Here is a 20,882-nt window from a genome sequence, read left to right on the forward strand (position 1 = left end):
GATTAACTGCTGCGCGGTGTCCAGTGAACAAGGCGTCCACAACCACCACGTCGCGTCCGGCTTCAACCAAACGTTTCACCATGTGTGAGCCAATATATCCTGCACCACCAAGTACTAATACTGCCATAATTATAAACGTATCCACCTCATGTAGTGGATACATCCCCTTTCTTGAGTATCCTATCTTAAATTATACTACAACTCACGCCATTTAAATTCTGCTTCGGCACTGACCGTATCTCCCATCATAATACGGTGACGAGTTTCACCATCACCCAAAACAACTTGCGATAAAATTGTATGTCCTAAACGAATTTCATTTTCAAATTTCAAGTTAATATGTGTCACTTCATGCGTCATCAAATATTCTGGTGACAAGACATCCTGCATCCACTCAAAATACTTTGAATTATTAACATGTTGGTTAGCATCAATATCCAAATAACGCACATGATAATCATTTTCAATGATGGTATCATCATCCGTTATTTTAATTGGATTGGGAATACGAGGAACTTGTTTAACGCGTTGTGCGTCGTATTTATCAACAATTTCTTGTGGCAAACGTGCCATACGACGATTTTTAATATCCAACATCGTCCAAATTGATGACACCTTAATAATTTCGTCACCTGATTCATCAAAAAAGACAAAAGGTCGTCGTACAAAAAATGGATTGTATTCAGCGGCGTAGGTTTGAATACGCATTAATTCACTCACCTTAGGTCGCCTTTTAATCGCAACTTCATACTGCAAAATGACCCAACCTAGTCCCATTGCCAAATGATAATCTTGACCAACCCCAAGTTCGTCACTTTGATTTTTAGATGCCAAAACCGCTAAATTCAAAATCATTGGTAATGACAACTTTTGTGTCGTATCTGCCTCATAATATTCAACACGACGTTCTATTTCATATTTTTTCATTTTAATTTATCCCGTGATAATCTGCATAAACGGCTTGACGATCAAGTTCGCGCTCTTTAGCAACTTGCTTAATGGCTGCATTTGGTCGAAGTCCTTTTGTAATCAGTGCGTCCACAGCTTCTTTGACTGATAATGTGATTTCTGTTGTTTCGGCAACAATCGGCCCATGAAACCCATCTATCATGACAACAAATTCACCACGAATATCATTTTCTTGTGCCCATGTCACTAATTCTGACGCTGTTCCGCGCAAAAATTCTTCATAACGCTTTGTTAATTCACGCGCTAAAACCAATTTTCGATCTGATCCCATTATTTTTTGAATATTGACAAGCGTTTGCTTTAAACGATGGGGGGCTTCATAAAAAATGATCGTATCTTTCATTGTGGATAACTGCTGTAATTCAGCTAATTGTTCACTGTTTTTACGTTTCAAAAAACCGTAAAAATAAAAAGGTTGTGGTACTAGACCACTGGCAATTAAAGCAGTTACCCCAGCAGTGGCACCCGGAATTGGCACGACTGGAATCGATGATGCGACAGCGGCAGCCACTAATTCCTTACCAGGATCTGAAATTGATGGCATACCAGCATCGCTAACCTGCGCTACATTAGTACCGTTTTGCAAATCAGCAATTAAGTTAGGAATTTTAGCTTGCCAATTGTGTTCATGAAAACTGGTCTGCGGTGTTTCAATATCAAAATGGTTCAACAACTGCTGTGTATGTCGTGTATCTTCGGCCGCAATCAAATCAACATCCCGCAACGTATCCAGTGCTCGCGCCGAAATATCACCCAAATTGCCAATTGGCGTTGGCACGAGGTAAAGTGTGCCATAAACTTGTGACCCAAAACTTTTTTGTTGTTGCATGCTATTCTCCCAACGCAATCGTAACCTCTAAAGCCATTTTTTCAAGACGTGCTTGCAAGGATATATTAATTTTTCGTAACTTATCATCAGCAAATATAGCTTCTGCTGCGTGCACTAACTGTCTGACATGATAATGCTTAGCCAGTGTTTTATAAAAACCTATTAAACTGGGAAACATCAGGTTCTCGTCAGCAGTGGCACAATATATCACCATATCCCTTGCCAATTGGCGCAGCCATTTCATAAACATTTTTTGTTGTAAATCAGTTGTGATTTGACTAATCAACGTGGTTTGGACATATGCAAAAGCTTCAATTTTACGTTGCATCATCAACTCAAACCACTTAAATAACAACATTTGTGTGTTTTTCTGCCAATTATCATCGATGCCGTTTGCATCAACTAAAGATATTTCAGGATTCAAATGAACAATTTGGGCCCGAGACTGAATTGTTGGCAATACATCTTGTAAATTATTTGTCAGCAGTAAAATAAGCTGTGGCCCAGCGGGCTCCTCAATAAACTTTAGCAACGAGTTGGCGGCACTAGCCGTCATCGTTTCAACAGCATCTAAAATAAACACTTTTTTCGGGCTTTCCAGCGTGGTAGTCACAAATTCGGGTGTCAAATCGCGCACTTGTGCTACTTTTAAAGTAGCTCCTTCTTCTTTAGGCGCCACCAAATGCACATCTGGATGCTCATTTTCGTTAATGCGTAATGCATTACGATCGGTTGCACCAACCACTTGCCAAGCCAAATAACGCGAAAAGGCCAGTCTCGTCGACTGGCTTGATCCAACAAATAAATACAGATGGCTTAATTGTCCATTCTTCAGTAACTCATTAAAATGAGCCATTTGTGTTGGGTAAGTTTGCTGTGCAGTTGTGGCAAAATCAGGCAACATTAAAACTGATAGAAGGATTCAATCTCTTGCGTAAACACTGTTGCGCCACCAACCTCAACTTCAATTGGATAGGCGCCAACGTGGTCTCCACCAGCATCTAAGCTGATGGGTGGCACCATAAATTGCTTACGTTTTTGTGACACATCTTTGATAATATCAAGTACCTCTTGTACCCGATCGGCCTCAATGGCAATCATAAATGTTGTGTTACCTGATCGCAGGAAGCCACCAGAAGTTGACAGACGTGTAGCTCGCACATTAGCTTTAACAAAAGCATTACTCAATTTTGTTGTATCTTTATCTTGTACAATTGCTGTTATAAGTTTCATGATTTGTCCTCCAGAACTTTGTTAATAAGTTCACGTGTATCGTGCACCACTTTATCTAATGGTTGTGTTGCATCGACTATTTTAATTCTATCAGAAAATTCACTTTGAAGTTTTAAATAAGTTTGACGCACCTTTTGGTGAAAGGCTAGACTTTCTTTATCTAAACGATCAATTTTCCCTTTACGGTTAGCTGTCACACGAGCCAAACCTAATTCAGAAGGGACATCTAAGTAGATTGTTAAATCAGGCAACAAACCATCAATCGCAAATTGATTAATCTGCCAAATTTTTTCAACACCTAAGTCTCGCCCGCCACCCTGATAAGCTAGTGAACTATCAACATAGCGATCAGAAATTACCACTTTTCCAGCTGCCAAAGCCGGTTGGATAATCTCGACCAAGTGTTGTCGACGTGCAGCAGCATAAAGCAAAGCTTCCGTACGCTTTTCTAGGCCATTATCATCTTCTGGCTGTAAAATTGCTCTAATGGCCTCCGAAATTGGATTGCCGCCGGGCTCACGCGTTGTGACAAGCTTGTTTCCTAATTTTGGTTGCAATTCTGCAATTAGAATATTCAGTACCGTGGTCTTACCAGCCCCTTCAGGGCCCTCAAATGAAATAAATAATGGTTTTGACATTGACGTTCCTTTGTAATAACATCTTAGTGATTAATTTCTTAAATTCGATCAGATTTGAGTACATGCGTCTGCATATGCCCGACTGTCTTACGACGTCGTGCCTCACGATACAAGTAATTAAACTTTGCACGTGCCAAAGCAGTTTGCGCCTGAATCAAACGAAAATTGACCTGACCATCCAACAATGCTTCTTCAGAATTTTTAGCAGTATCCCAATCAATTTTAGCCTTATCTATTTGAAAAACCAGTGCCTGATCATATTCAGCACGTAAACGTCGCTTCTTTTTACCAAATATCATAGTTTTGTCCGTCCTTGAACTGCTTTTATTAGCGTCAATTCATCTGCATAATCAATATCAGAACCCACTGCCAAGCCGTGTGCTAATCGCGTTACGGTCAGCCCAGCTGGCTTTAATAACCGAGCCAAATACATAGCCGTTGCCTCACCTTCAGCGTTTGCGTTGGTACCGACAATCACTTCTTTTATTTCTTCATGTTCAGATAAACGTCTAATTAAGCTTGGTAAATTAATATCTTCTGGTCCAGTACCTGCACTTGGCGAAATCACACCATTTAGCACATGATACAAGCCATGATAGTCACGGGTATTTTCCATAGCCATCACATCACGAGAATTTTCAACAACAAAGACGGTTGATTGGTCGCGCGATTCATCACGACAAATAACACAAGGGTTAATGTCTTTTTCTGTAATATTACCACACACCGTACAAAAAGTGAGATCGTTTTTAGCTGAAAGTAAGGATTTAGAAAAATCAGTTACATCTGACTCACTCATACCCAGGGTGTAAAACGCCAATCGTGTCGCAGTTTTAACACCTACTCCAGGTAATTTGGCGTAACTATCAATTAATTTTGCAATAGGTTCTGGATACTGCATATATTCATAACGTTTAAACGTCAGAAACGTTCAACGTATTCCTTCCTAAATAGATTAGTCCACTATGTTCACAATGTCCTCACCAAACAATGATTGGGCTTGCTTCACAATTTCTGGTGTATCATTTGTGACTGCTATTGTATCATCTTGATCAACAGTTACCGTTTCAGCGTTAGCTTTTACAACTGGTATATCATTTAATTTGACGGTAATTTTCTCACCAGTACGTAAAAGCGACACATAAGCAGCGCGATCAGTTTTCCACTCGTCTTTAGAAATCAACACGAGAGAAAAGGGCAAGTTACGTTCAGATAATTGTTGCACTAGCTGGACTTGTAGTTCAGAATCCTGCAAGGCTTCGGCAAGTAAGGCAGGGTAATCAAATGCTAACACAATTGCCTCGTCACTGGCCGCTACTGGCTTTGCAATAGTCAAAAAAGCCTGCTTAGCTACATCAAACTGTTGCTTTAGTTCTGGCCAAAGTTGCGTAGCTTTAGTCAGTGTCTCACGTCTTGCTACGCTCAAAACGGCAAATACTGCTTCCTGTCCGGTACGTGCACTTAGTTTCTTGATCTCGGATTTCGCCTGTGAAATTGGTTCTGAATTGACATCTGCATTTTGCTTTTGAACCGCTGTTTGTTGCGGTTGCTGCATAGCACTGTGCGTATTGTTATTTGTGGTGGGTGTATTTGATATTAAAGGCGCCTCCTTTGGCGCTTGAATATCATCATCGATTATTGGTGTTGCAACAGATGGTTGTGATTTCGATAAGTTTTTAGGCGTTACTGGGGACTGTGATTGTTTTACGTCAGAAGATGACAGTATTTCTGAACCAGCTAAGCTAAGTTTAACGGTTAAGAGTTCGAGGTAGACATCACTCTGCATGGTCTGCAATAACGCTTTTTGAGTTTCATCAAGTTCAAGCATCATAATTTGGATGCGTTTTTGCCCTATTTTTTGATTTAACTTGTTTAGTTCCTCAACTGAAGCTGTTGTTTTAATCAAATTGGGTGCAATTGGTGCCAACATCACGTCGCGTAAAAGGCCTATCATATCAGCCACAAAACGCTGTGCATCTTTGCCGTCTAGTAATATAGTATGCAGTGTCTGCAATGCATTTCTGGTATCGCCATCACTAACCTGTCCCAAAAACATTAGTAAGGCTTCTGTTGTGGTTGCCCCCGTAACTTGCAAAGCATTATCAATCGTAACTTTATCACTACCGTACGCAATCACTTGATCCAAAATCGACAAGGCATCACGCATTCCACCTTCGGCCGCATTTGCAATAACACGTAACGCATCTTGATCATATACTACTGATTGTTTGCCAAGTATCGCTGCCATACGCGTTTGAATCGTGGCGTCATCAATCCGTTTGAAATCGAAACGCTGTGTTCTTGAGAGAATCGTAGCTGGAATTTTTTGTGGCTCTGTTGTTGCAAGAATAAATTTAACATTGGCGGGCGGTTCTTCAAGTGTCTTTAGCAGCGCATTAAATGCACCTGTTGACAACATATGTACCTCATCAATAATATAAATCTTGTATTGTGCTTCAATTGGCGCGTAATTTGCGCTATCACGAATATTACGGATTTCATCGACACCATTATTAGAAGCAGCGTCAATTTCAATGATATCCGGAATCTGTGTTTCGTCAGTATCTGGTGATATACCATTCACTTCACGAGCAAAAATCTTGGCTGCTGACGTTTTGCCGGTTCCTCTTGGGCCACTAAACAAATAAGCATGGCCTGTTTGGTGAGCTTCGATTGCATTTTTTAGTGTTTGTGTAATCACTTCTTGGCCTACCATATCGTCAAATGTACGTGGTCGATAAACACGATATAGTGCCTGATATGCCATGGTAATACCTCCATTATGAACTGCCAAAAGTCATCTGTTATTTGATCGCTTCACAACGACAATCATTATCACAGACTCAGATTTACAAAAAAAGACCGCTACGCGGCCGCCATCATATGTACACAAGCACAACCTCGAACAACCTTAGGGCTGCTACATTCCTGTCCTGACCCGGTTCGGGAGCCGACGCTTGCCTGCCTATCTATTATATCTAAAAAAAGAACTTTACGCAAACACTCTTGCCATTTTACGCGCAATTTTTTCCTGCCACTTAAAATAGGTCAGATATGCTTTGGGAATTGCGTATTCATCAACAGCCGCAAAGTCGTCCACTAGTGAGACAATCCAACTTTCGCGATATTTGGGCAGTGCAATTGTTGCGCCAAACATGTGCTTCACAATAATATCTTCTTCTTTAGGACTGATTGTGGTAATTTTACGCGCATTTTTTAAGGCGATGCGGGGATGAACATAGGCATGAGATCCTTCCGCAAATTTAGTGACACGCCAATCATAATAAAACATGTCATGCAATAAACCAGCTCTGGCAGTAGCAACTTCATCCGCACCAATTTTTTTTGCGATTAAGTATGAGTGATATGATACTGAAATTGAATGTTGTAAGCGATTTGAGAAGTGATGTTGTGGGTAGAGTGCCAATTTTTGGACTTCATCATGTGCCAATAAATCATCAACAATTTTTAAATACGCTGTATCATGTCGCCATGCATTAGGGTTTTGCATTCATTTACCTCTTTATTATCTACTAGAAACAATTATAATCTATTTTCAAAAAAAATGCTGACATTTAACTTTGCAAATTATTTACAAAAAGATTGTGATACTGTAATCAAGTGACTAATTTTGCTTTCTTTTGGCACGAATATCAGCAAAAAACTGTTGCAATATTTTGGTTGATTCTTCAGCACGAACACCAGCTTGGACAGCAACGCGATGATTAAGCCGTTCATCCTCCAAAAGCTGATAAAGTGATTGTGTTCCACCACCTTTTGCATCTTGCGCACCATAATAAACCGCTGGCACACGTGCATTGATTATTGCACCAGCACACATAATACAGGGCTCTAGCGTAACAAATAATGCAGTGCCTTCAAGACGCCATGATTTCAAAGCTTGGTTAGCACGTTCAATAGCAATCAGTTCCGCATGAGCAGTGGCTAATTGATCTCTTTCACGATGATTGTGTGCACGAGCAATAATTTGATTTTCAAATACAATTACCGCACCAATTGGCACTTCACCTTCACTACCTGCTAATTTTGCCTCATTCAAGGCTTCTTGCATGAAATAATCAATTTGTTGTTCACTAAATGTCGGAACTGTCGCCATAAGTGCTCTCCAAGATATAATATCCCTTATTTTTATGAATTACTGACGCATTACCAAACGCCAGCAACATATTTTTTTGCGCTGACGGTGCCCCTTGTTTCTTTTGTAAAACAGCAATTAATTTGCCACCCGGCTGTAAATATTTAATTGCCTCTTGCAGCATTGCTGTTACTACCTGCTTGCCTGCTCGAATCGGTGGGTTTACTAAAATGGCAGCATATTGCTGATTGATATTCTGATAAACATCAGATTGAAATATTTTGGTTAAATTTTCAACGCCATTTTTTTGCGCATTTTGTTTTGCAAGTGCCAGCGCGCGTTCATTAACATCAACCATGTCAACTTTTCGATTGTAAGCTTTGGCAATACTAATGCCAACCGGTCCATATCCCGTACCCAAGTCAAGTATTTTCCCAGTAGGGATAGTCGTCTTTGACAATGCATCTAGCATTGTACGAGTCCCAAAATCAACAGTAGATTTGGAAAAAACACCAGAATCGGTTGTAAAATGTAATTGATGTCCTAATAACTCAAAATCAAATTGTTGAAAGTGATGATCTGCGTTAGGATTAGCGGTAAAATACTGTTCGCCTGATGCTTTTTCTGTCATCCTGCATTTCCTCCATAAAATCGTTTCAATATGTACAAAAAAAGAAGTACCGAAGCACTTCTTTTAATATGATGAAGAAGATTACTTCAATGTTACTGAAGCGCCTGTTTCTTCCAAGGCTGCCTTCAATGCGTTGGCATCGTCTTCGTTCAAAGCTTCTTTAACGATTGAAGGTGCGTTATCAACTAAGTCTTTAGCTTCTTTCAAGCCCAAACCAGTTGCTTCACGAACTGCCTTGATAACCTTAACTTTAGCAGTACCTGCTGAAGTCAATTCAACATCAAAGTCTGACTTTGCAGCAGCTGCACCGTCACCTGCACCAGCAGCGGCTACTGGTGCTGCTGCTGAAACGTTAAATTCTTCTTCGATAGCTGAAACCAAGTCAGCCAAGTCCAAGATCGTTGCATCTTTCAATGATGCGATAATCGCGTCTTTATCAAAAGCCATGATCAAAATCCTCCGAGATTTATATTTGTTTTATAATGGTTGTTTTAAATTATTCAGCATCCGTTGCTGCTTCTTCAGGTGTTGCTTCAGTAGCGCCACCTTCCTCTTCTAATTTGTCAGACACAGCTTTAACAGCATATGCGAATGAACGAATTGAGAATTGGAATTCTGCCATCAACTGACCCAACAAACCTTCACGTGAAGGCAATGAAGCGTACTTGTTAATGTCATCAAGACTAGCAATGTTACCATCAACAACACCACCCTTGATTTGCAATGCTTCGTTTTCATCTGCAAACTTCTTCAAGATACGTGCTGGTGCAACAGCATCATCGTTAGAAAAGGCAACAGCTGAAGGACCGGCAAAAATGTCGTTCAATTCAGCGTAACCAGCTTTTTCAGCCGCACGAGTCAAGATCTTGTTCTTGATTACTTCAAGGACAACACCTTCTTCACGCAATTGGTGACGCAAGTCTGTAGATTGCGCAACTGTCAATCCACGGGCATCGACAACAACTGCTGAAGCGGCATCCTTAAATTGATCAGCAATTTCTTCAACTTTTTGTGCTTTAACTGCAATAGCTTTTTCACTCATGATTATGATTCTCCTTCCTTTAAATTTATTTTGCAAAAGAAATCCCGTGCGCTCAAAGACACACGGGAAAAGGTTTTAAACTTCCTCGGCAGGTTATTAAGATGCAAGCATCACCTGAGTCTTAGGCAAAATGGATTCAATTACTTAATAAATTCTACCAAACGAAGTTGATATTGTCAAATTACAATGAATTAACATCCAACGATACAGCTGGACCAAATGTTGACGAAATTGAAACGTGTTGTACATAAGTACCCTTAACAGCTGCAGGACGAGCCTTCAAAACTGTTTGAGAGATTGACTTAATGTTCTCAGCCAATTTGTCAGCATCAAATGATACACGACCAACTGGAACTGCGACGTTTCCGTCACGATCTGTACGGTATGTTACTTGTCCACCCTTGGCATCTGAAACAGCCTTAGTAACGTCCATTGTAACTGTGCCAGTTTTAGGGTTTGGCATCAATCCCTTAGGTCCCAAAGCACGACCAACACGACCAACTTGAGCCATCATATCTGGTGTTGCAATCGCAACATCAAAGTCTAACCAGCCACCTTGGATACGTTGTACCAAATCCGCAGCACCAACAACGTCAGCGCCTGCTGCTTCAGCTTCTTTAGCTTTGTCACCTTGTGCAAAGACAACAACTGTCTTATCTTTACCAGTTCCGTTTGGCAACACAACAGCACCACGCAATTGTTGGTCTGCTTGACGTGTGTCAACGTTCAACTTGAAAACAACTTCAACAGAAGCGTCGAACTTAGCAAAATCAATTTCTTTTACCAATGAAACAGCATCGTTCAAAGCATAAGCTTTTTCAGCTTCTACCTTTGCTACTGCTGCAACATAATTTTTACCATGCTTTTGAGCCATTATTCTGCGTCCTCCTTGATTGCTGTACCTTCAACAGTCAAGTCAACACCGTCAACAGTAACACCCATTGAACGTGCTGTACCTTCGATCATACGCATAGCGTTTGTGATGTCGTTGGCGTTCAAATCAGCCATCTTGTTTTCAGCAATGGCACGAATTTGATCAAGTGTTACGTTTCCTGCTTTCTTGGTGTTAGGTTCACCTGAACCCTTACCAACGATCTTACGCAATTGATCAGCTACAGGTGGTGTCTTTGTAACGAATTCGAATGAACGGTCATCAAAAACAGAAATCTCAACTGGAATAATTGATCCAGCTTGATCTGCAGTACGTGCGTTAAATTCCTTAGTGAATTGCGCAATGTTAATACCAGCTTGTCCCAATGCAGGACCAACTGGTGGTGCCGGCGTTGCTTTAGCGGCGGCAATTTGTAGTTTAACTACGTTTACAACTTTTTTAGCCACGATATTTTCCTCCTCGTGTTGTGGTGAAACACAGCTTTAGTGCTGCTCCCACGTATGCCGATGGCATACTAATATATGTTACCAAATATCAAAACGTTTTGCAAGACAATTTTAACGTTCATCCAAGACTGTATCAACATCAGCAAAATCAAGTTCAGTTGGTGTTTCACGTCCAAACACTTCAACTGTGGCTTCCAATGTTTGCTTTTCTTGATCGACAGAAGTGACAACACCTTCCATTCCTGAAAATGGTCCAGCGATAATTTTAACAGTTTGACCAACTGCAACGTCTAAATCAACCTTTTCACGCGTAACCATACCCATTCGTTTCATTAATAGGTCAACTTCTTCAGGCATAAGTGAATTTGGCTTTGAACCAGCACCGTGAGATCCCAAGAAACCAGTTACGCCAGGTGTGTTACGCACAACATACCAAGCTTCATCTGTCATGTTGTCGTCTTGCGGTGTTGCCATCTCGACTAAGACATATCCTGGAAAATCATTTTCAACGGTTTGCTTTGCTTCACCATCTTGAATCGTAGTCACTTCTTGTTCTGGCACTAACACACGAAAAATTTGTTGTGACATGCCCATTGTTTGTGTACGTGATTCCAAGTTTGCTTTGACTTTGTGCTCATAACCAGAATAAGTATGCACAACGAACCATGATTTTTCGATATCTTCTGACATTTTTTACCTCTTTCCAAAATAAAAAGAACCCCCAAAGAGCTCCTGTTGTTAAAGCAATTATAACAAAAAACAACTCACTTTGCTAGTAAGACATTGAAACCTTGTTGTAAAAGCCAATCAACGCCACCTAGAAAAAGTGCAAAAATAATTGATACTGTTATCACAGTAACCGTTTCTTTTGATGTCTGCTCACCTGTAAGCCAAGTGACCTTTTTCATTTCTGCTGCAACGTTTTTAAAGTAGTTAATCATTAGGAAATTCCTTATTTTGTTTGTTGATGCAATGTATGTTTGCCACAATGTTGGCAAAACTTATTGACAGAAAGACGCTCGGTGCGATCTTTCGATAATGTTACCGTGTAATTGCGTGAACCACAAACAGTACACGCCAACGATACTTTTTGACTAGCCATGCGTTAGCCTCCATATTCTCCTAGTATCATACCATTGTTAATTATTTTTTGCTACCCCATACAAAATTAGGTCCATCAGCTGCGCAATTCGTTCACGTTTAGTTTGTTTCGCACCCAGCGTATGAAAGTCGCCAAAAAGCGGGGCCAAACTTGTGATATAAAAAGAACTTGCAGTTCGTGCGTCAATGCTTGAACGTAAAGTAATTGTCGCAAAAAATTGGGCGATTGGTGCAACATAGTCTTGACCAAAAATCATCCCCAAAACGCGTTGATGTTTATCGGATAATGATGTAAAACTACTATGGATTAGTGTAAAAACGTCACGCGGATGACGTGTCAAAATAGCATCTGTCAAATCAATTAGTTGATCTATTGGTTCTGTATATGTCTTTGCCAAGATTTTTTTCATATCATGATTGACCTGATCACCAACCGTTTTAACCACTTCAACAAATAGCGTTTCTTTATCGCCAAAATGGTGATAAAGAGCAGGCTGACTAATATTTAGGACTTTTGCAATATCACGTGTAGTTGTTTGGTTATAACCTTTGGCCAAAAAAAGAGTTGTCGCTGCATTGATAATTTGTTGACGCCGGTTTTCACTAGCTGGTATAGACTCTGCCACTGTGTCACCCCCACTTTTCATTCTTCAATCTAGTTTACACCTGAAACCGACAAAAAAACATTTCCAAATTGTGGAAATGTTTTTAATTAGTGATTAAAACACCACAGTGTCAAGTTTAGCTAAACGAGCTTCCGTGTTGGAACGACCAGATAGGTAGGCAGCAATACGAGCATAGTGCATATAACGCTTAGCCGCTTCCGAATCACCACGTTTTTCTTCGATGTTTGCTAATTGTTCACTCAATTCAGGTACCCAGAACAAATCAACACGTTGACGCAAAGCATCCAATGCACCTGACAAAATACTTGCGGCTTCATCATAATCTTTTTCCGCTACCAAGAACTCGGCATAATATTTACGTCCTTGCAAAACACCATGAAACTCCAAATCAGTGGCAGTCAACAAATCTGGTTCTTGTTCGTAAGCCAAGGCAAACTTTTCACGCGCTGTTGCCATATCTCCTTGTAAATAATAGGATGATCCCATTTGATGATAAGCGTAAAATAAGAAGAAATTACTTAAAACCGGTGTTTTTTTATCGGTTGCACGCTCTGTATTATAGATAACTTGCGCATAATTTTGCTTATTATGAAATTCGTCAGCAGCTTTTAGAATATAGTAAGCTTGCAGCGTAGGAGGATTCTGACTCAATGCTTTTTCAAAATCCTTAAATTCATTCAAAGCATCTGTGTTCATGTTTAAAACAACTTGGCTCAATAATTCCTTAGCCTTATTGGTCAAAAAATCACCAGACACGAACTGTGACATATCCAAATTCAAGCGGTCTAGTATCGCCAACAACACATCTGCATTAGGTACACGATTTTGATTTTCGACCAATGAAATTGTTGCTTGAGTGGTAATACCTTCAGCCAACTCAACTTGTGATAAATGCATCTTTTTGCGAGCAGCGCGGATTGCTTTACCGTCAAAATTTTCGTTTTTACCGTTTCTTGCCATTAATTAAACTTCCCTATTTTTTCTTCACCAAGCGCTAAGAATGAATAGCTTAGTGATTCATTACGCTCAAATTCTTCAAAACCGTACTCAATTAACATATCAGCTAACTTTGCATTATTGATGTCTGAATAGTCCCATAAACGCTTAAATAAAGACATATTAGTGAAACCAGGTAGCGTGTTTGGTTCGCCTAAGTAAGGCACATCATTTTCATCCAACAAGAAATCCATTCGTGCTTCACCGCGAAGATTTAAGACCTTAAACGCATCCAAAGCCATTTGTTTTACTTCTTGTGTCACACTGTCAGGTAACTTAGCTGGGATTTCAAATTGAACCGCAGAATTGTCAACAAACTTATTGCTGTAATCGTACCAGCCGTCACCAACACCTTGTTCTGGAACCGTGTGTGCACCAATCTCAGACACCAATAAATCATCGTTTCCGATCACACCAACTTCCAACTCTCTTGGTCCTTTAACAGCCTGTTCAATCAACACCTTATAATCGTATTGGAATGAATCGGCCAATGCCGTCTTCAACTCTTCAGAACTTTTGACACGTGAAATACCCACAGACGAACCTTGATTAGCTGCCTTGACGAAGACAATATCTCCCAATTCAGCTACCACTTGTTCCCATGAAAGATTTTGTGCAGTTTTTGGATCAACTACCATATATTTCGTGTTGCGAATGCCATTAACTGTTAGCAACTCTTTCGTCAATACTTTATCAAAACTTACTGCATGGCCACGTAATGGTGCACCAACATAAGGCTTGTTAAGCATTCGAAAAAGGCCTTGCAAAGTCCCATCTTCACCCAAATTACCGTGAACGACTGGGAAGAAGATATCAAAATCACCAGCTGCACGTAGCGCAGAAATGCGTGCCAAGGGGTCAGTTGCATCAATTTTTGCCATAAACGCATCAACAATTGGCTGTTCATCTTCCAGCGCCAAAATACGTTCTGAACTAGCTGGATCTAAAAAGTAACCGTTTTGTGCAATAGCGAAAACCGTGATGTCATATTTATTTGTGGCCGTAATAGCATCATAAAAATTCTGAGCCGATCGTTTCGACACATCATGTTCTGATGAGTTGCCACCAAAAATAAGCGCTACGTGTTTTTTATTCATTTTTCTATCCCCGTTTTTTTTATTATATCAAATATAAGTAATATTATGCAAGCATTTACATATTTAAAGCCGTTAATATCACTAACTTAAGTAATTTTTTGTCTCGTTAACGTAATCAGTAATTGCTTTGGGCACATCGCTTGGACTAAGCATGATAATTTCGTGGAAAAACTGTGACCGATTGTAAAACTGTTGCCAACGTGCCTGTGTTTTTGGTGGTGTCTGAGTCACCAAATCTTTACGCCAGTTTTTAAGTGTTAATAACATATAGTCACTATAAAGCGAATGTTGCTTTGCCAGTTTTGACAATACTTCTACCAATCGGCCAGTTTCACCGAATGTCAATGGGTCCGACAATTCCCTAAAGCCAGCCAACATCGCACTCATCAAAAATAATTTATCGGCTCGCATGAGTTGTGGCATCAAAAATATTTCAGCGGCAGCATTACCAATGTGTGTAAAGGCATGCGCCCAACCATTTTGGCCAATGAAACCACGACCATCACGTTCTAAAGCAGCGTATAAGGCAATTTGATCAATCATATCGTCTAATTGTCCATCTGACAAAAATGGTTGTTTTACACGATTTGCGTATAGCAACAGTGACAAAATCATGACACTAAACGATCGTCGATAAATGCCATCATTATGTGGCTCCAATATATGACTAAATAATTGCTCGTCCGATGATAAGTACTCAGCTAACCAGCGAAGCTGTTCTGGCGCCAGTAAATCATTTTGCACCATGTCACTTAAAAAGAAGAAAGCACCTGTGTCCCTGTACTGAGGCAGTGGATTAGCCAATTGTGCAGTAATGACATGTAAGTCTGTATCGGTAATATGAAAATCAATATGCTGGGTATCTGGGTCTGCTTCAGCTATCAAATCAAGTTGATGTGTATATTCTTGTATTCTTTGTAAGGCATGCTCACCATCAACTGGCAATATGACTTCAGTCGCCTGTTTGGGTGGCATTTCGCGCAACGCTTCTGCCATCAAATTGCCTAACGACTGAAAGACATTCCCATCACGTACCTTTTGACGCAACGCCACAAATTCTTGTTTTAATTTTTCGAATTCTGTCATTAGATTGAAAACCCTGTTGATTCAGTAAAAGTTGTATTTTTCTTTTGATAACTAATAGAAAGCACCAGACCAACACCAATTAAATTACCGATTAGTGATGATCCACCTTGAGAAATGAAAGGCAACGGAATACCCGTTAATGGCAACAAGCCAATACTCATACCAATATTTTCAAAAACGTGGAATAATACCAGCATCACAACACCTGTTGCTATGTAGGCGTAAAAAGCACTTTGCGCACGGAAAGTAGCACGAACTAGTAAGTAAATAAGTCCAAAATACAAAGCAATCAAGAGCGCGCCACCGATGAAACCGAAGCTTTCACCAATGACTGAAAAAATCATATCAGACTCTCGCACAGGCACATAAACTTTTAAAGCGCCCCAACCATTACCTGTTAATTGTCCTGACCCAATCGCTTTTAAACTTTGATATGTTTGGTATCCATCACCTGAGGTATCGGTAGCCGGATGTAACCACGTATCAATACGCGCAAATTGATAACTCTGGAACCCCAAAGCCGACAAAATTGCCCGTCCTGCCGTTGAAATGACCAGCGTTAATAAAGTAGTTCCCAACACAACACCAGCAATGATAACAGGTGCCAAAATTCGCCATGTCACCCCAGAAACTAACGTTACGCCTCCAAATATTGCAATAAAGACAAGTAATGTTCCCAAATCATTTTGCAAGGCAATCAAAGCCGCTAGAGGCAAAAACACTAACGCCATTTTCCCTAATAAAATCCAATCGCTCTGAACCGCATGCGTTGGATAATCACGATTATGCTGTGCAACTACTCGTGCTAACATCAAAATAAATGCTGGCTTGACGACTTCGGAAGGTTGAAATGATATTGGTCCAAAAACAAACCATGACTTTGCTCCTGTCGCAAGAGCCATCGACCGATTATAAAAAATCAAGACAGCCACCAATAAGAACACACCTAATCCATAGGCAATAGGCGCTAAACGCCACAGTTGTGATTCATCAAATCGTAGCAAAAAAACAATAATCAAGCCACCAATAAACCAAAACCCACCCTGCACGATTACCGCACGTAGCGCAACTCCAGCTGTTGCACCTTGCATATGAGTAGCTGCTTCAAACAAGGCACTCAAGCCAATTATCATAAATAATAGCAATGCTAAAATAATGCCCCAGTCTAATTCTGATCCAGATGTTCGTTTTGAAATTTGTCGTCTTTGCTGCATGATATCTCCAAAATGCTAATCGCCTCTTGTTTAACATTATTTTTTGCTTAATGGCAAGAAGGACTATACAGTTATTGCACAATTAATATTTTCATCGATTTATGTACAAAAAACGCCGCGAAAAATCACGACGTGCTTTATTTATTGATGCAAATTAAAGCTTGCCAGAATCGCTTGTAAAGCCTCATCTTCATCTTTGGCTTGATTAATGACGGCTTGTTTACCAAAATACCCAGCAAATCCCCGCGTCGTTTTCTCAATGTATCCAATTTCTTTATTGTCCACTAATACTTGTGTCCGGCCGTCTGTTTCAACAAGATCGACTCCAAAGCTTTGGTTTTTTTTACTCATTATAAACCTCGATGTCCTGCCTTCATGTGTTCAAGAAGTGCACCCGCACCTTTGGCCACGTTGTCAAGTGGTGAATCCGATACAACAACTGGTACTTCAAGTGCATCAGATAGCAGTTGATCCATACCATGCAACAAAGCACCACCACCAGTCAACATAATGCCCCGATCAATAATATCAGCTGCTAATTCTGGTGGTAACTTAGCCAATACAGAATGAGCTGCCCGTACAATTTGTTGTAGCGTATCATGCAGTGATTCTTCAACTTCGTTTGAGTTAATTGTGATTGTCTTAGGCATACCTTCAAAGTTATCACGACCACGCACTTCCATGGTCAATGGCTCATCAACTTGTAAGGCAGATCCAATCTGGATTTTAATGGTCTCGGCTGTCCGTTCACCAACAATCAAGTTATGACGACGCTTCAAGAAATTGACAATGTCAAAGTTCATCTTGTCACCAGCCACTCGGATAGACTCAGAAACAACAATATCACCTAGTGACAGTACAGCAATATCAGATGTTCCACCACCCATGTCAATCACCATTGAGCCAATCGGTTTAAAAATATCTAGTCCAGCACCAACAGCCGCTACCTTTGGTTCATACTCCAAATAAACTTTTGCCCCGCCAGCCTTTTCAGCCGCTTGAATGATGGCTTTGCGCTCAATTTCAGTGATGTTAGTTGGCGCACAAATCATAATGTTTGGTTTTGACATGAACCCTTTAACATTTAGCTTGTCAACAAAGTAAGTCAGCATTGCTTCTGTGACGTCAAAATCAGAAATCACACCATCTTTCAAAGGGCGTACCGCACGAATATTACCAGGTGTACGACCCACCATGCGATAAGCCTCTGATCCGACAGCCAATACACGATCAGTTTTGTCATCAACTGCGACAACCGAAGGTTCATTTAAGACGATGCCTTTGCCTTCCACGTAAATCAGAACATTGGCTGTTCCTAAATCAATTCCGATATCTTTTGCCATTTTATTTCTCCAAGATTTTAGCTTTCGTACTGTATTTTTCGTCGTACATAATCCAGTAAATTATACCATAATACCACTTTTTTTGCGGTGGATTCTCTCGTTAATCGGTCATTTCAGAACTGCATCCGGAATTTGTAAGACCCATTGTGTGATTGAGATAAAGAAGCTTGAGAGTAGATAGCCACCAATAATTGCCAGCATGACCTTCAAAAAAGTTGCCTGAACCGGTGTATAAGGCATGAATTTAGCAAAATTAATTGGTCTAATTGCCCAGAAAAAGAAATATATGGTGATTAAAGTTAAACTCAACTCAAAAATCGGACTCATCTTGTTTCTCCTTAAAATGTTTACCTTGACTAAAACGCTGTTTTTCAATTCTGATGTATCTCACAACAAGTTTATATAAAATATAACCAATCACCCCACCAGTAGTATTTGTTACCAAATCATTCGCATCAAATAACCGATTAGAAAGATAGAAAAAAGTGCTGATACCTTGAATAGTTTCAATGATTAGTGACGTCAGAAAAATTTTAGGTAGAATTTTAAAAAAGCCACGCCATTTAGGTAAAACTAAGGGTGCCAACAATCCCAATGGTATAAATAATGAGATATTGGCTAACATTTGATACCAACTAAAAGCCACCCCTTCAGGGTGAAAGACCGAGAGTCGCCAAAACTCATATTGACCCAGACCCCCATATCCTTTAATGACATCAATATATGTGCCAAATGAAGGCCAACGATAAAAAGTCAACGTTAAGAAAGCAACTAAGACGGCGTAACTCGCCAATGCTAATCGTCCCAAGATATTTTGCCAAGTCAACGTCCCTGCAAGTTTAGATTTCACGAAAAAACGTATGAGTAAAATAGCACTTAAAAAAGCTACCACAAGACTTGCATTAACGTTTTGCGCTGTGTATTGTTGATTGTTTAAATAAACAGTGTGCATAACTTAATATTATACCAGTTGTGGTTCAACTTAACCTTATTTTCAAAATAAAAAGAACCGTTTCATCAACGATTCTTTCATTTATTATTCAGCATTTTCACGACGATAATTCATCAAATCATGGGAAATCTCTGCCGTAGCAGCGTAAGCTTTTTTGTAAGCGGCATGTACCTTTTGATACTTCACAACATTGTCTGCGATTGGTTCATAAGTAGCACCAAATGAAATAAAGCTTTTAGCAGCGTCTTGCACTGTGTCAAACCAACCAAGACCTGTTGCTGCAAGCATTGCAGCACCTAATCCAGGTCCTTGCTCGTTACGCAATGTTGTAACCTTTTTACCGAAAATATCAGCTTGAATTTGCAACCACAATGGTGATTTAGCGCCACCACCAATAGCGACCACCGTATCAAAATCAGCGCCTTCGCGATCATAAATATCAAAAATATCCCGGAATGAGAAAATAATACCTTCCAAAACTGAACGCACAAAATCATATTTTTGATGTGTGCCATCAACACCTAAAAATGCGCCACGAACATCACCATCAGGGTGCGGTGTCCGTTCGCCCACAAGATATGGTGTGAAAATCAAACCATTAGCGCCGACAGTTGATTGTTCAGCAGAAGCCACAAATTCACTAAAGTCTTCATCTTTTGCAAACGTATTTTTAAACCATGATAATGAGTAGCCCGCCGCCAAAGTAACACCCATGGAATAAAATTTATTTGGAATAGCATGATTAAAGAAGTGCAAATCGCCCTTATAGTCAACATTCGCATTGTCTTCATACTTCAACACAACACCTGATGTTCCAATTGACGACATCACCATATTTGGCTCTAAAATGCCAGCCCCCACAGCACCCGCAGCGTTATCAGCTGCGCCACCAAAGACTTTGGTGTGTGTATCTAGACCGGAGAAAGTCGCGTATGATTCAGTAATGTTGCCCGCATAACCAATCGATTCAATCACTTCTGGGAAGAATGAAGCTGGTAATTCAAAAACTTCTTGAATTGTTTTTGACCACGTCTTCTTTGCAACGTCAAAAGCCACTGTACCAGCAGCATCCGAGTACTCCATTTGAAGTTTACCAGTCATGCGATAACGCACATAGTCCTTAGGCAAAACAAAAGTTGTGGCTTGCTTAAATATCTCCGGTTCATTTTCTTTCACCCAGAGGATTTTTGGCAAGGTAAACCCTTCTAAGGCACGATTGCGTGTAATATCAATAAATTCTTGACCAAGCGTATCGTTGATTTCAGCCACTTGTGCTGTCGTACGCGTATCATTCCAAAGAATTGCTGGACGTAACACTTGATTATTGGCATCTAACAAAACCAAGCCGTGCATTTGTCCAGAAAAAGAAATACCATCGATTTCAGAAGGCTTAATGTCATCTTTTAAAATCAAATTGACAATGGCAACTGTTGTGCCATTGACCCAATCTTCCGGATTTTGTTCTGCATATCCGGGTTTTGGATATGAAAGTGGATAATCAAAACTTTGTTGCGCAACGATGTTACCCGTACGATCAACGGCTGAAACTTTAACCGCAGACGTGCCAAGATCAACACCTAAAACAACTGATGTCATAGTTAATACTCCATTCTTATTTTGTTTGTTGTGATAAAAAGAGCCGGAACGCAACGTCCCGACCCTCGTCCGTGCAAATCTTTTTTGGTGGAACA

The 20,882-nt window shown here is 40.2% G+C and carries 29 protein-coding genes, 1 other RNA gene and 1 other annotated feature; all 30 genes read right to left on the bottom strand.

The features are described from left to right. Window positions 1-127 (bottom strand): NAD-dependent epimerase/dehydratase family protein (locus BMG01_RS05375; protein WP_142511317.1); only part of this gene is annotated, 127 nt, incomplete at its 3' end. A 68-nt stretch (window positions 128-195) separates the two neighbouring features. Next, complete coding sequence (locus tag BMG01_RS05380; RefSeq protein ID WP_004912727.1) at window positions 196-927, bottom strand: acyl-[acyl-carrier-protein] thioesterase; 732 nt, start codon at window positions 925-927, stop codon at window positions 196-198. A gap of 1 nt (window position 928) precedes the next feature. Next, entirely contained in the window at window positions 929-1,798 is an 870-nt protein-coding gene (gene rsmI / locus BMG01_RS05385; RefSeq protein ID WP_004912730.1) for a 16S rRNA (cytidine(1402)-2'-O)-methyltransferase, read from the bottom strand. A 1-nt stretch (window position 1,799) separates the two neighbouring features. After that, complete coding sequence (locus BMG01_RS05390; protein WP_004912733.1) at window positions 1,800-2,702, bottom strand: DNA polymerase III subunit delta; 903 nt, start codon at window positions 2,700-2,702, stop codon at window positions 1,800-1,802. Continuing rightward, a complete protein-coding gene (locus BMG01_RS05395) occupies window positions 2,702-3,031 on the bottom strand; it encodes a cyclic-di-AMP receptor (RefSeq protein WP_004912736.1) in 330 nt (109 codons plus the stop codon). Before BMG01_RS05395 ends, BMG01_RS05390 begins: the two co-directional genes overlap by 1 nt. After that, window positions 3,028-3,669: a dTMP kinase gene (gene tmk, locus BMG01_RS05400; RefSeq protein ID WP_004912739.1), complete on the bottom strand. Its 642-nt coding sequence runs from the start codon at window positions 3,667-3,669 to the stop codon at window positions 3,028-3,030. The genes BMG01_RS05395 and tmk overlap by 4 nt, the downstream gene beginning before the upstream one ends. Window positions 3,670-3,707: 38 nt before the next feature. Further along, window positions 3,708-3,968, bottom strand: a complete 261-nt coding sequence (locus tag BMG01_RS05405) for a YaaL family protein (protein ID WP_004912743.1) — start codon at window positions 3,966-3,968, stop codon at window positions 3,708-3,710. Further along, window positions 3,965-4,570, bottom strand: a complete 606-nt coding sequence (gene recR, locus BMG01_RS05410; protein WP_004912746.1) for a recombination mediator RecR — start codon at window positions 4,568-4,570, stop codon at window positions 3,965-3,967. The genes BMG01_RS05405 and recR overlap by 4 nt, the downstream gene beginning before the upstream one ends. A gap of 54 nt (window positions 4,571-4,624) precedes the next feature. Next, window positions 4,625-6,436, bottom strand: a complete 1,812-nt coding sequence (gene dnaX, locus BMG01_RS05415) for a DNA polymerase III subunit gamma/tau (protein ID WP_004912749.1) — start codon at window positions 6,434-6,436, stop codon at window positions 4,625-4,627. Between the two features lie 113 nt (window positions 6,437-6,549). Further along, window positions 6,550-6,640, bottom strand: an RNA gene (ffs, locus tag BMG01_RS05420) — signal recognition particle sRNA small type. 21 nt (window positions 6,641-6,661) lie between these two features. Next, window positions 6,662-7,180, bottom strand: coding sequence for an HD domain-containing protein (locus tag BMG01_RS05425; RefSeq protein ID WP_004912752.1), 519 nt, complete (start codon window positions 7,178-7,180; stop codon window positions 6,662-6,664). A 114-nt stretch (window positions 7,181-7,294) separates the two neighbouring features. Next, window positions 7,295-7,786 carry a tRNA adenosine(34) deaminase TadA gene (gene tadA, locus BMG01_RS05430; RefSeq protein WP_004912755.1) on the bottom strand — a complete coding sequence of 164 codons (492 nt, stop codon included), beginning with the start codon at window positions 7,784-7,786 and terminating at the stop codon, window positions 7,295-7,297. Further along, on the bottom strand, window positions 7,764-8,396 hold the full coding sequence (locus tag BMG01_RS05435) for a class I SAM-dependent methyltransferase (protein WP_004912757.1): 633 nt from the start codon (window positions 8,394-8,396) through the stop codon (window positions 7,764-7,766). The genes tadA and BMG01_RS05435 overlap by 23 nt, the downstream gene beginning before the upstream one ends. An 81-nt stretch (window positions 8,397-8,477) precedes the next feature. Next, window positions 8,478-8,843, bottom strand: a complete 366-nt coding sequence (gene rplL / locus BMG01_RS05440) for a 50S ribosomal protein L7/L12 (RefSeq protein ID WP_004912759.1) — start codon at window positions 8,841-8,843, stop codon at window positions 8,478-8,480. 49 nt (window positions 8,844-8,892) lie between these two features. Beyond that, window positions 8,893-9,438 (bottom strand): 50S ribosomal protein L10, encoded by a 546-nt coding sequence (gene rplJ / locus BMG01_RS05445; RefSeq protein WP_004912763.1) that lies wholly within the window; start codon window positions 9,436-9,438, stop codon window positions 8,893-8,895. Window positions 9,439-9,465: 27 nt separating this feature from the next. Continuing rightward, window positions 9,466-9,582, bottom strand: a sequence feature (ribosomal protein L10 leader region). Between the two features lie 37 nt (window positions 9,583-9,619). Further along, window positions 9,620-10,312: a 50S ribosomal protein L1 gene (gene rplA, locus BMG01_RS05450; RefSeq protein ID WP_004912765.1), complete on the bottom strand. Its 693-nt coding sequence runs from the start codon at window positions 10,310-10,312 to the stop codon at window positions 9,620-9,622. Then, window positions 10,312-10,776 carry a 50S ribosomal protein L11 gene (gene rplK / locus BMG01_RS05455; RefSeq protein WP_004912768.1) on the bottom strand — a complete coding sequence of 155 codons (465 nt, stop codon included), beginning with the start codon at window positions 10,774-10,776 and terminating at the stop codon, window positions 10,312-10,314. The genes rplA and rplK overlap by 1 nt, the downstream gene beginning before the upstream one ends. Before the next feature lie 111 nt (window positions 10,777-10,887). Then, entirely contained in the window at window positions 10,888-11,466 is a 579-nt protein-coding gene (gene nusG / locus BMG01_RS05460) for a transcription termination/antitermination protein NusG (RefSeq protein WP_004912771.1), read from the bottom strand. 74 nt (window positions 11,467-11,540) lie between these two features. After that, window positions 11,541-11,717, bottom strand: coding sequence for a preprotein translocase subunit SecE (gene secE / locus BMG01_RS05465; protein WP_004912775.1), 177 nt, complete (start codon window positions 11,715-11,717; stop codon window positions 11,541-11,543). 11 nt (window positions 11,718-11,728) lie between these two features. Next, window positions 11,729-11,878, bottom strand: coding sequence for a 50S ribosomal protein L33 (gene rpmG, locus BMG01_RS05470; RefSeq protein ID WP_010279708.1), 150 nt, complete (start codon window positions 11,876-11,878; stop codon window positions 11,729-11,731). A gap of 37 nt (window positions 11,879-11,915) precedes the next feature. Beyond that, window positions 11,916-12,524: a TetR/AcrR family transcriptional regulator gene (locus tag BMG01_RS05475; RefSeq protein ID WP_004912776.1), complete on the bottom strand. Its 609-nt coding sequence runs from the start codon at window positions 12,522-12,524 to the stop codon at window positions 11,916-11,918. Window positions 12,525-12,596: 72 nt separating this feature from the next. Then, the gene (locus BMG01_RS05480) at window positions 12,597-13,463 is read right to left on the bottom strand and encodes a helix-turn-helix transcriptional regulator (protein ID WP_004912778.1); all 867 of its coding nucleotides are present in this window, start codon (window positions 13,461-13,463) and stop codon (window positions 12,597-12,599) included. Then, window positions 13,463-14,596 (bottom strand): D-alanine--D-alanine ligase family protein, encoded by a 1,134-nt coding sequence (locus tag BMG01_RS05485; RefSeq protein WP_004912782.1) that lies wholly within the window; start codon window positions 14,594-14,596, stop codon window positions 13,463-13,465. The genes BMG01_RS05480 and BMG01_RS05485 overlap by 1 nt, the downstream gene beginning before the upstream one ends. A gap of 81 nt (window positions 14,597-14,677) precedes the next feature. Continuing rightward, window positions 14,678-15,682: a DUF2785 domain-containing protein gene (locus BMG01_RS05490; RefSeq protein WP_004912783.1), complete on the bottom strand. Its 1,005-nt coding sequence runs from the start codon at window positions 15,680-15,682 to the stop codon at window positions 14,678-14,680. Next, window positions 15,682-16,896, bottom strand: a complete 1,215-nt coding sequence (locus BMG01_RS05495; RefSeq protein ID WP_004912786.1) for an FtsW/RodA/SpoVE family cell cycle protein — start codon at window positions 16,894-16,896, stop codon at window positions 15,682-15,684. Before BMG01_RS05495 ends, BMG01_RS05490 begins: the two co-directional genes overlap by 1 nt. A gap of 141 nt (window positions 16,897-17,037) precedes the next feature. Further along, a complete protein-coding gene (locus BMG01_RS05500) occupies window positions 17,038-17,247 on the bottom strand; it encodes a DUF2969 family protein (protein WP_036067759.1) in 210 nt (69 codons plus the stop codon). Next, on the bottom strand, window positions 17,247-18,239 hold the full coding sequence (locus BMG01_RS05505; protein WP_010279731.1) for a rod shape-determining protein: 993 nt from the start codon (window positions 18,237-18,239) through the stop codon (window positions 17,247-17,249). Before BMG01_RS05505 ends, BMG01_RS05500 begins: the two co-directional genes overlap by 1 nt. Window positions 18,240-18,347: 108 nt before the next feature. Continuing rightward, window positions 18,348-18,566, bottom strand: coding sequence for a DUF1146 domain-containing protein (locus BMG01_RS05510; protein ID WP_004912795.1), 219 nt, complete (start codon window positions 18,564-18,566; stop codon window positions 18,348-18,350). Next, a complete protein-coding gene (locus BMG01_RS05515) occupies window positions 18,550-19,191 on the bottom strand; it encodes a VanZ family protein (protein ID WP_004912798.1) in 642 nt (213 codons plus the stop codon). Before BMG01_RS05515 ends, BMG01_RS05510 begins: the two co-directional genes overlap by 17 nt. An 84-nt stretch (window positions 19,192-19,275) precedes the next feature. After that, on the bottom strand, window positions 19,276-20,787 hold the full coding sequence (xylB, locus tag BMG01_RS05520) for a xylulokinase (RefSeq protein ID WP_004912800.1): 1,512 nt from the start codon (window positions 20,785-20,787) through the stop codon (window positions 19,276-19,278). Window positions 20,788-20,882: the final 95 nt, after the last annotated feature.

It is taken from the genome of Leuconostoc sp. BM2, assembly GCF_002095565.1.
Lineage (GTDB): Bacteria > Bacillota > Bacilli > Lactobacillales > Lactobacillaceae > Leuconostoc > Leuconostoc falkenbergense.

Bases quoted from the DNA above. Each gene is read 5' to 3' on its own strand.
- BMG01_RS05405 (WP_004912743.1), bottom strand. From the start codon at position 3,968: ATGATATTTGGTAAAAAGAAGCGACGTTTACGTGCTGAATATGATCAG.
- BMG01_RS05480 (WP_004912778.1), bottom strand. From the start codon at position 13,463: ATGGCAAGAAACGGTAAAAACGAAAATTTTGACGGTAAAGCAATCCGC.
- secE (WP_004912775.1), bottom strand. From the start codon at position 11,717: ATGATTAACTACTTTAAAAACGTTGCAGCAGAAATGAAAAAGGTCACT.
- BMG01_RS05395 (WP_004912736.1), bottom strand. From the start codon at position 3,031: ATGAAACTTATAACAGCAATTGTACAAGATAAAGATACAACAAAATTG.
- BMG01_RS05485 (WP_004912782.1), bottom strand. From the start codon at position 14,596: ATGAATAAAAAACACGTAGCGCTTATTTTTGGTGGCAACTCATCAGAA.
- rplL (WP_004912759.1), bottom strand. From the start codon at position 8,843: ATGGCTTTTGATAAAGACGCGATTATCGCATCATTGAAAGATGCAACG.
- xylB (WP_004912800.1), bottom strand. From the start codon at position 20,787: ATGACATCAGTTGTTTTAGGTGTTGATCTTGGCACGTCTGCGGTTAAA.
- rpmG (WP_010279708.1), bottom strand. From the start codon at position 11,878: ATGGCTAGTCAAAAAGTATCGTTGGCGTGTACTGTTTGTGGTTCACGC.
- rplA (WP_004912765.1), bottom strand. From the start codon at position 10,312: ATGGCTCAAAAGCATGGTAAAAATTATGTTGCAGCAGTAGCAAAGGTA.
- dnaX (WP_004912749.1), bottom strand. From the start codon at position 6,436: ATGGCATATCAGGCACTATATCGTGTTTATCGACCACGTACATTTGAC.
- BMG01_RS05490 (WP_004912783.1), bottom strand. From the start codon at position 15,682: ATGACAGAATTCGAAAAATTAAAACAAGAATTTGTGGCGTTGCGTCAA.
- BMG01_RS05500 (WP_036067759.1), bottom strand. From the start codon at position 17,247: ATGAGTAAAAAAAACCAAAGCTTTGGAGTCGATCTTGTTGAAACAGAC.
- rsmI (WP_004912730.1), bottom strand. From the start codon at position 1,798: ATGCAACAACAAAAAAGTTTTGGGTCACAAGTTTATGGCACACTTTAC.
- BMG01_RS05510 (WP_004912795.1), bottom strand. From the start codon at position 18,566: ATGAGTCCGATTTTTGAGTTGAGTTTAACTTTAATCACCATATATTTC.
- recR (WP_004912746.1), bottom strand. From the start codon at position 4,570: ATGCAGTATCCAGAACCTATTGCAAAATTAATTGATAGTTACGCCAAA.
- BMG01_RS05515 (WP_004912798.1), bottom strand. From the start codon at position 19,191: ATGCACACTGTTTATTTAAACAATCAACAATACACAGCGCAAAACGTT.
- BMG01_RS05475 (WP_004912776.1), bottom strand. From the start codon at position 12,524: ATGAAAAGTGGGGGTGACACAGTGGCAGAGTCTATACCAGCTAGTGAA.
- BMG01_RS05495 (WP_004912786.1), bottom strand. From the start codon at position 16,896: ATGCAGCAAAGACGACAAATTTCAAAACGAACATCTGGATCAGAATTA.
- BMG01_RS05505 (WP_010279731.1), bottom strand. From the start codon at position 18,239: ATGGCAAAAGATATCGGAATTGATTTAGGAACAGCCAATGTTCTGATT.
- tmk (WP_004912739.1), bottom strand. From the start codon at position 3,669: ATGTCAAAACCATTATTTATTTCATTTGAGGGCCCTGAAGGGGCTGGT.
- nusG (WP_004912771.1), bottom strand. From the start codon at position 11,466: ATGTCAGAAGATATCGAAAAATCATGGTTCGTTGTGCATACTTATTCT.
- BMG01_RS05390 (WP_004912733.1), bottom strand. From the start codon at position 2,702: ATGTTGCCTGATTTTGCCACAACTGCACAGCAAACTTACCCAACACAA.
- BMG01_RS05425 (WP_004912752.1), bottom strand. From the start codon at position 7,180: ATGCAAAACCCTAATGCATGGCGACATGATACAGCGTATTTAAAAATT.
- BMG01_RS05380 (WP_004912727.1), bottom strand. From the start codon at position 927: ATGAAAAAATATGAAATAGAACGTCGTGTTGAATATTATGAGGCAGAT.
- tadA (WP_004912755.1), bottom strand. From the start codon at position 7,786: ATGGCGACAGTTCCGACATTTAGTGAACAACAAATTGATTATTTCATG.
- BMG01_RS05435 (WP_004912757.1), bottom strand. From the start codon at position 8,396: ATGACAGAAAAAGCATCAGGCGAACAGTATTTTACCGCTAATCCTAAC.
- rplJ (WP_004912763.1), bottom strand. From the start codon at position 9,438: ATGAGTGAAAAAGCTATTGCAGTTAAAGCACAAAAAGTTGAAGAAATT.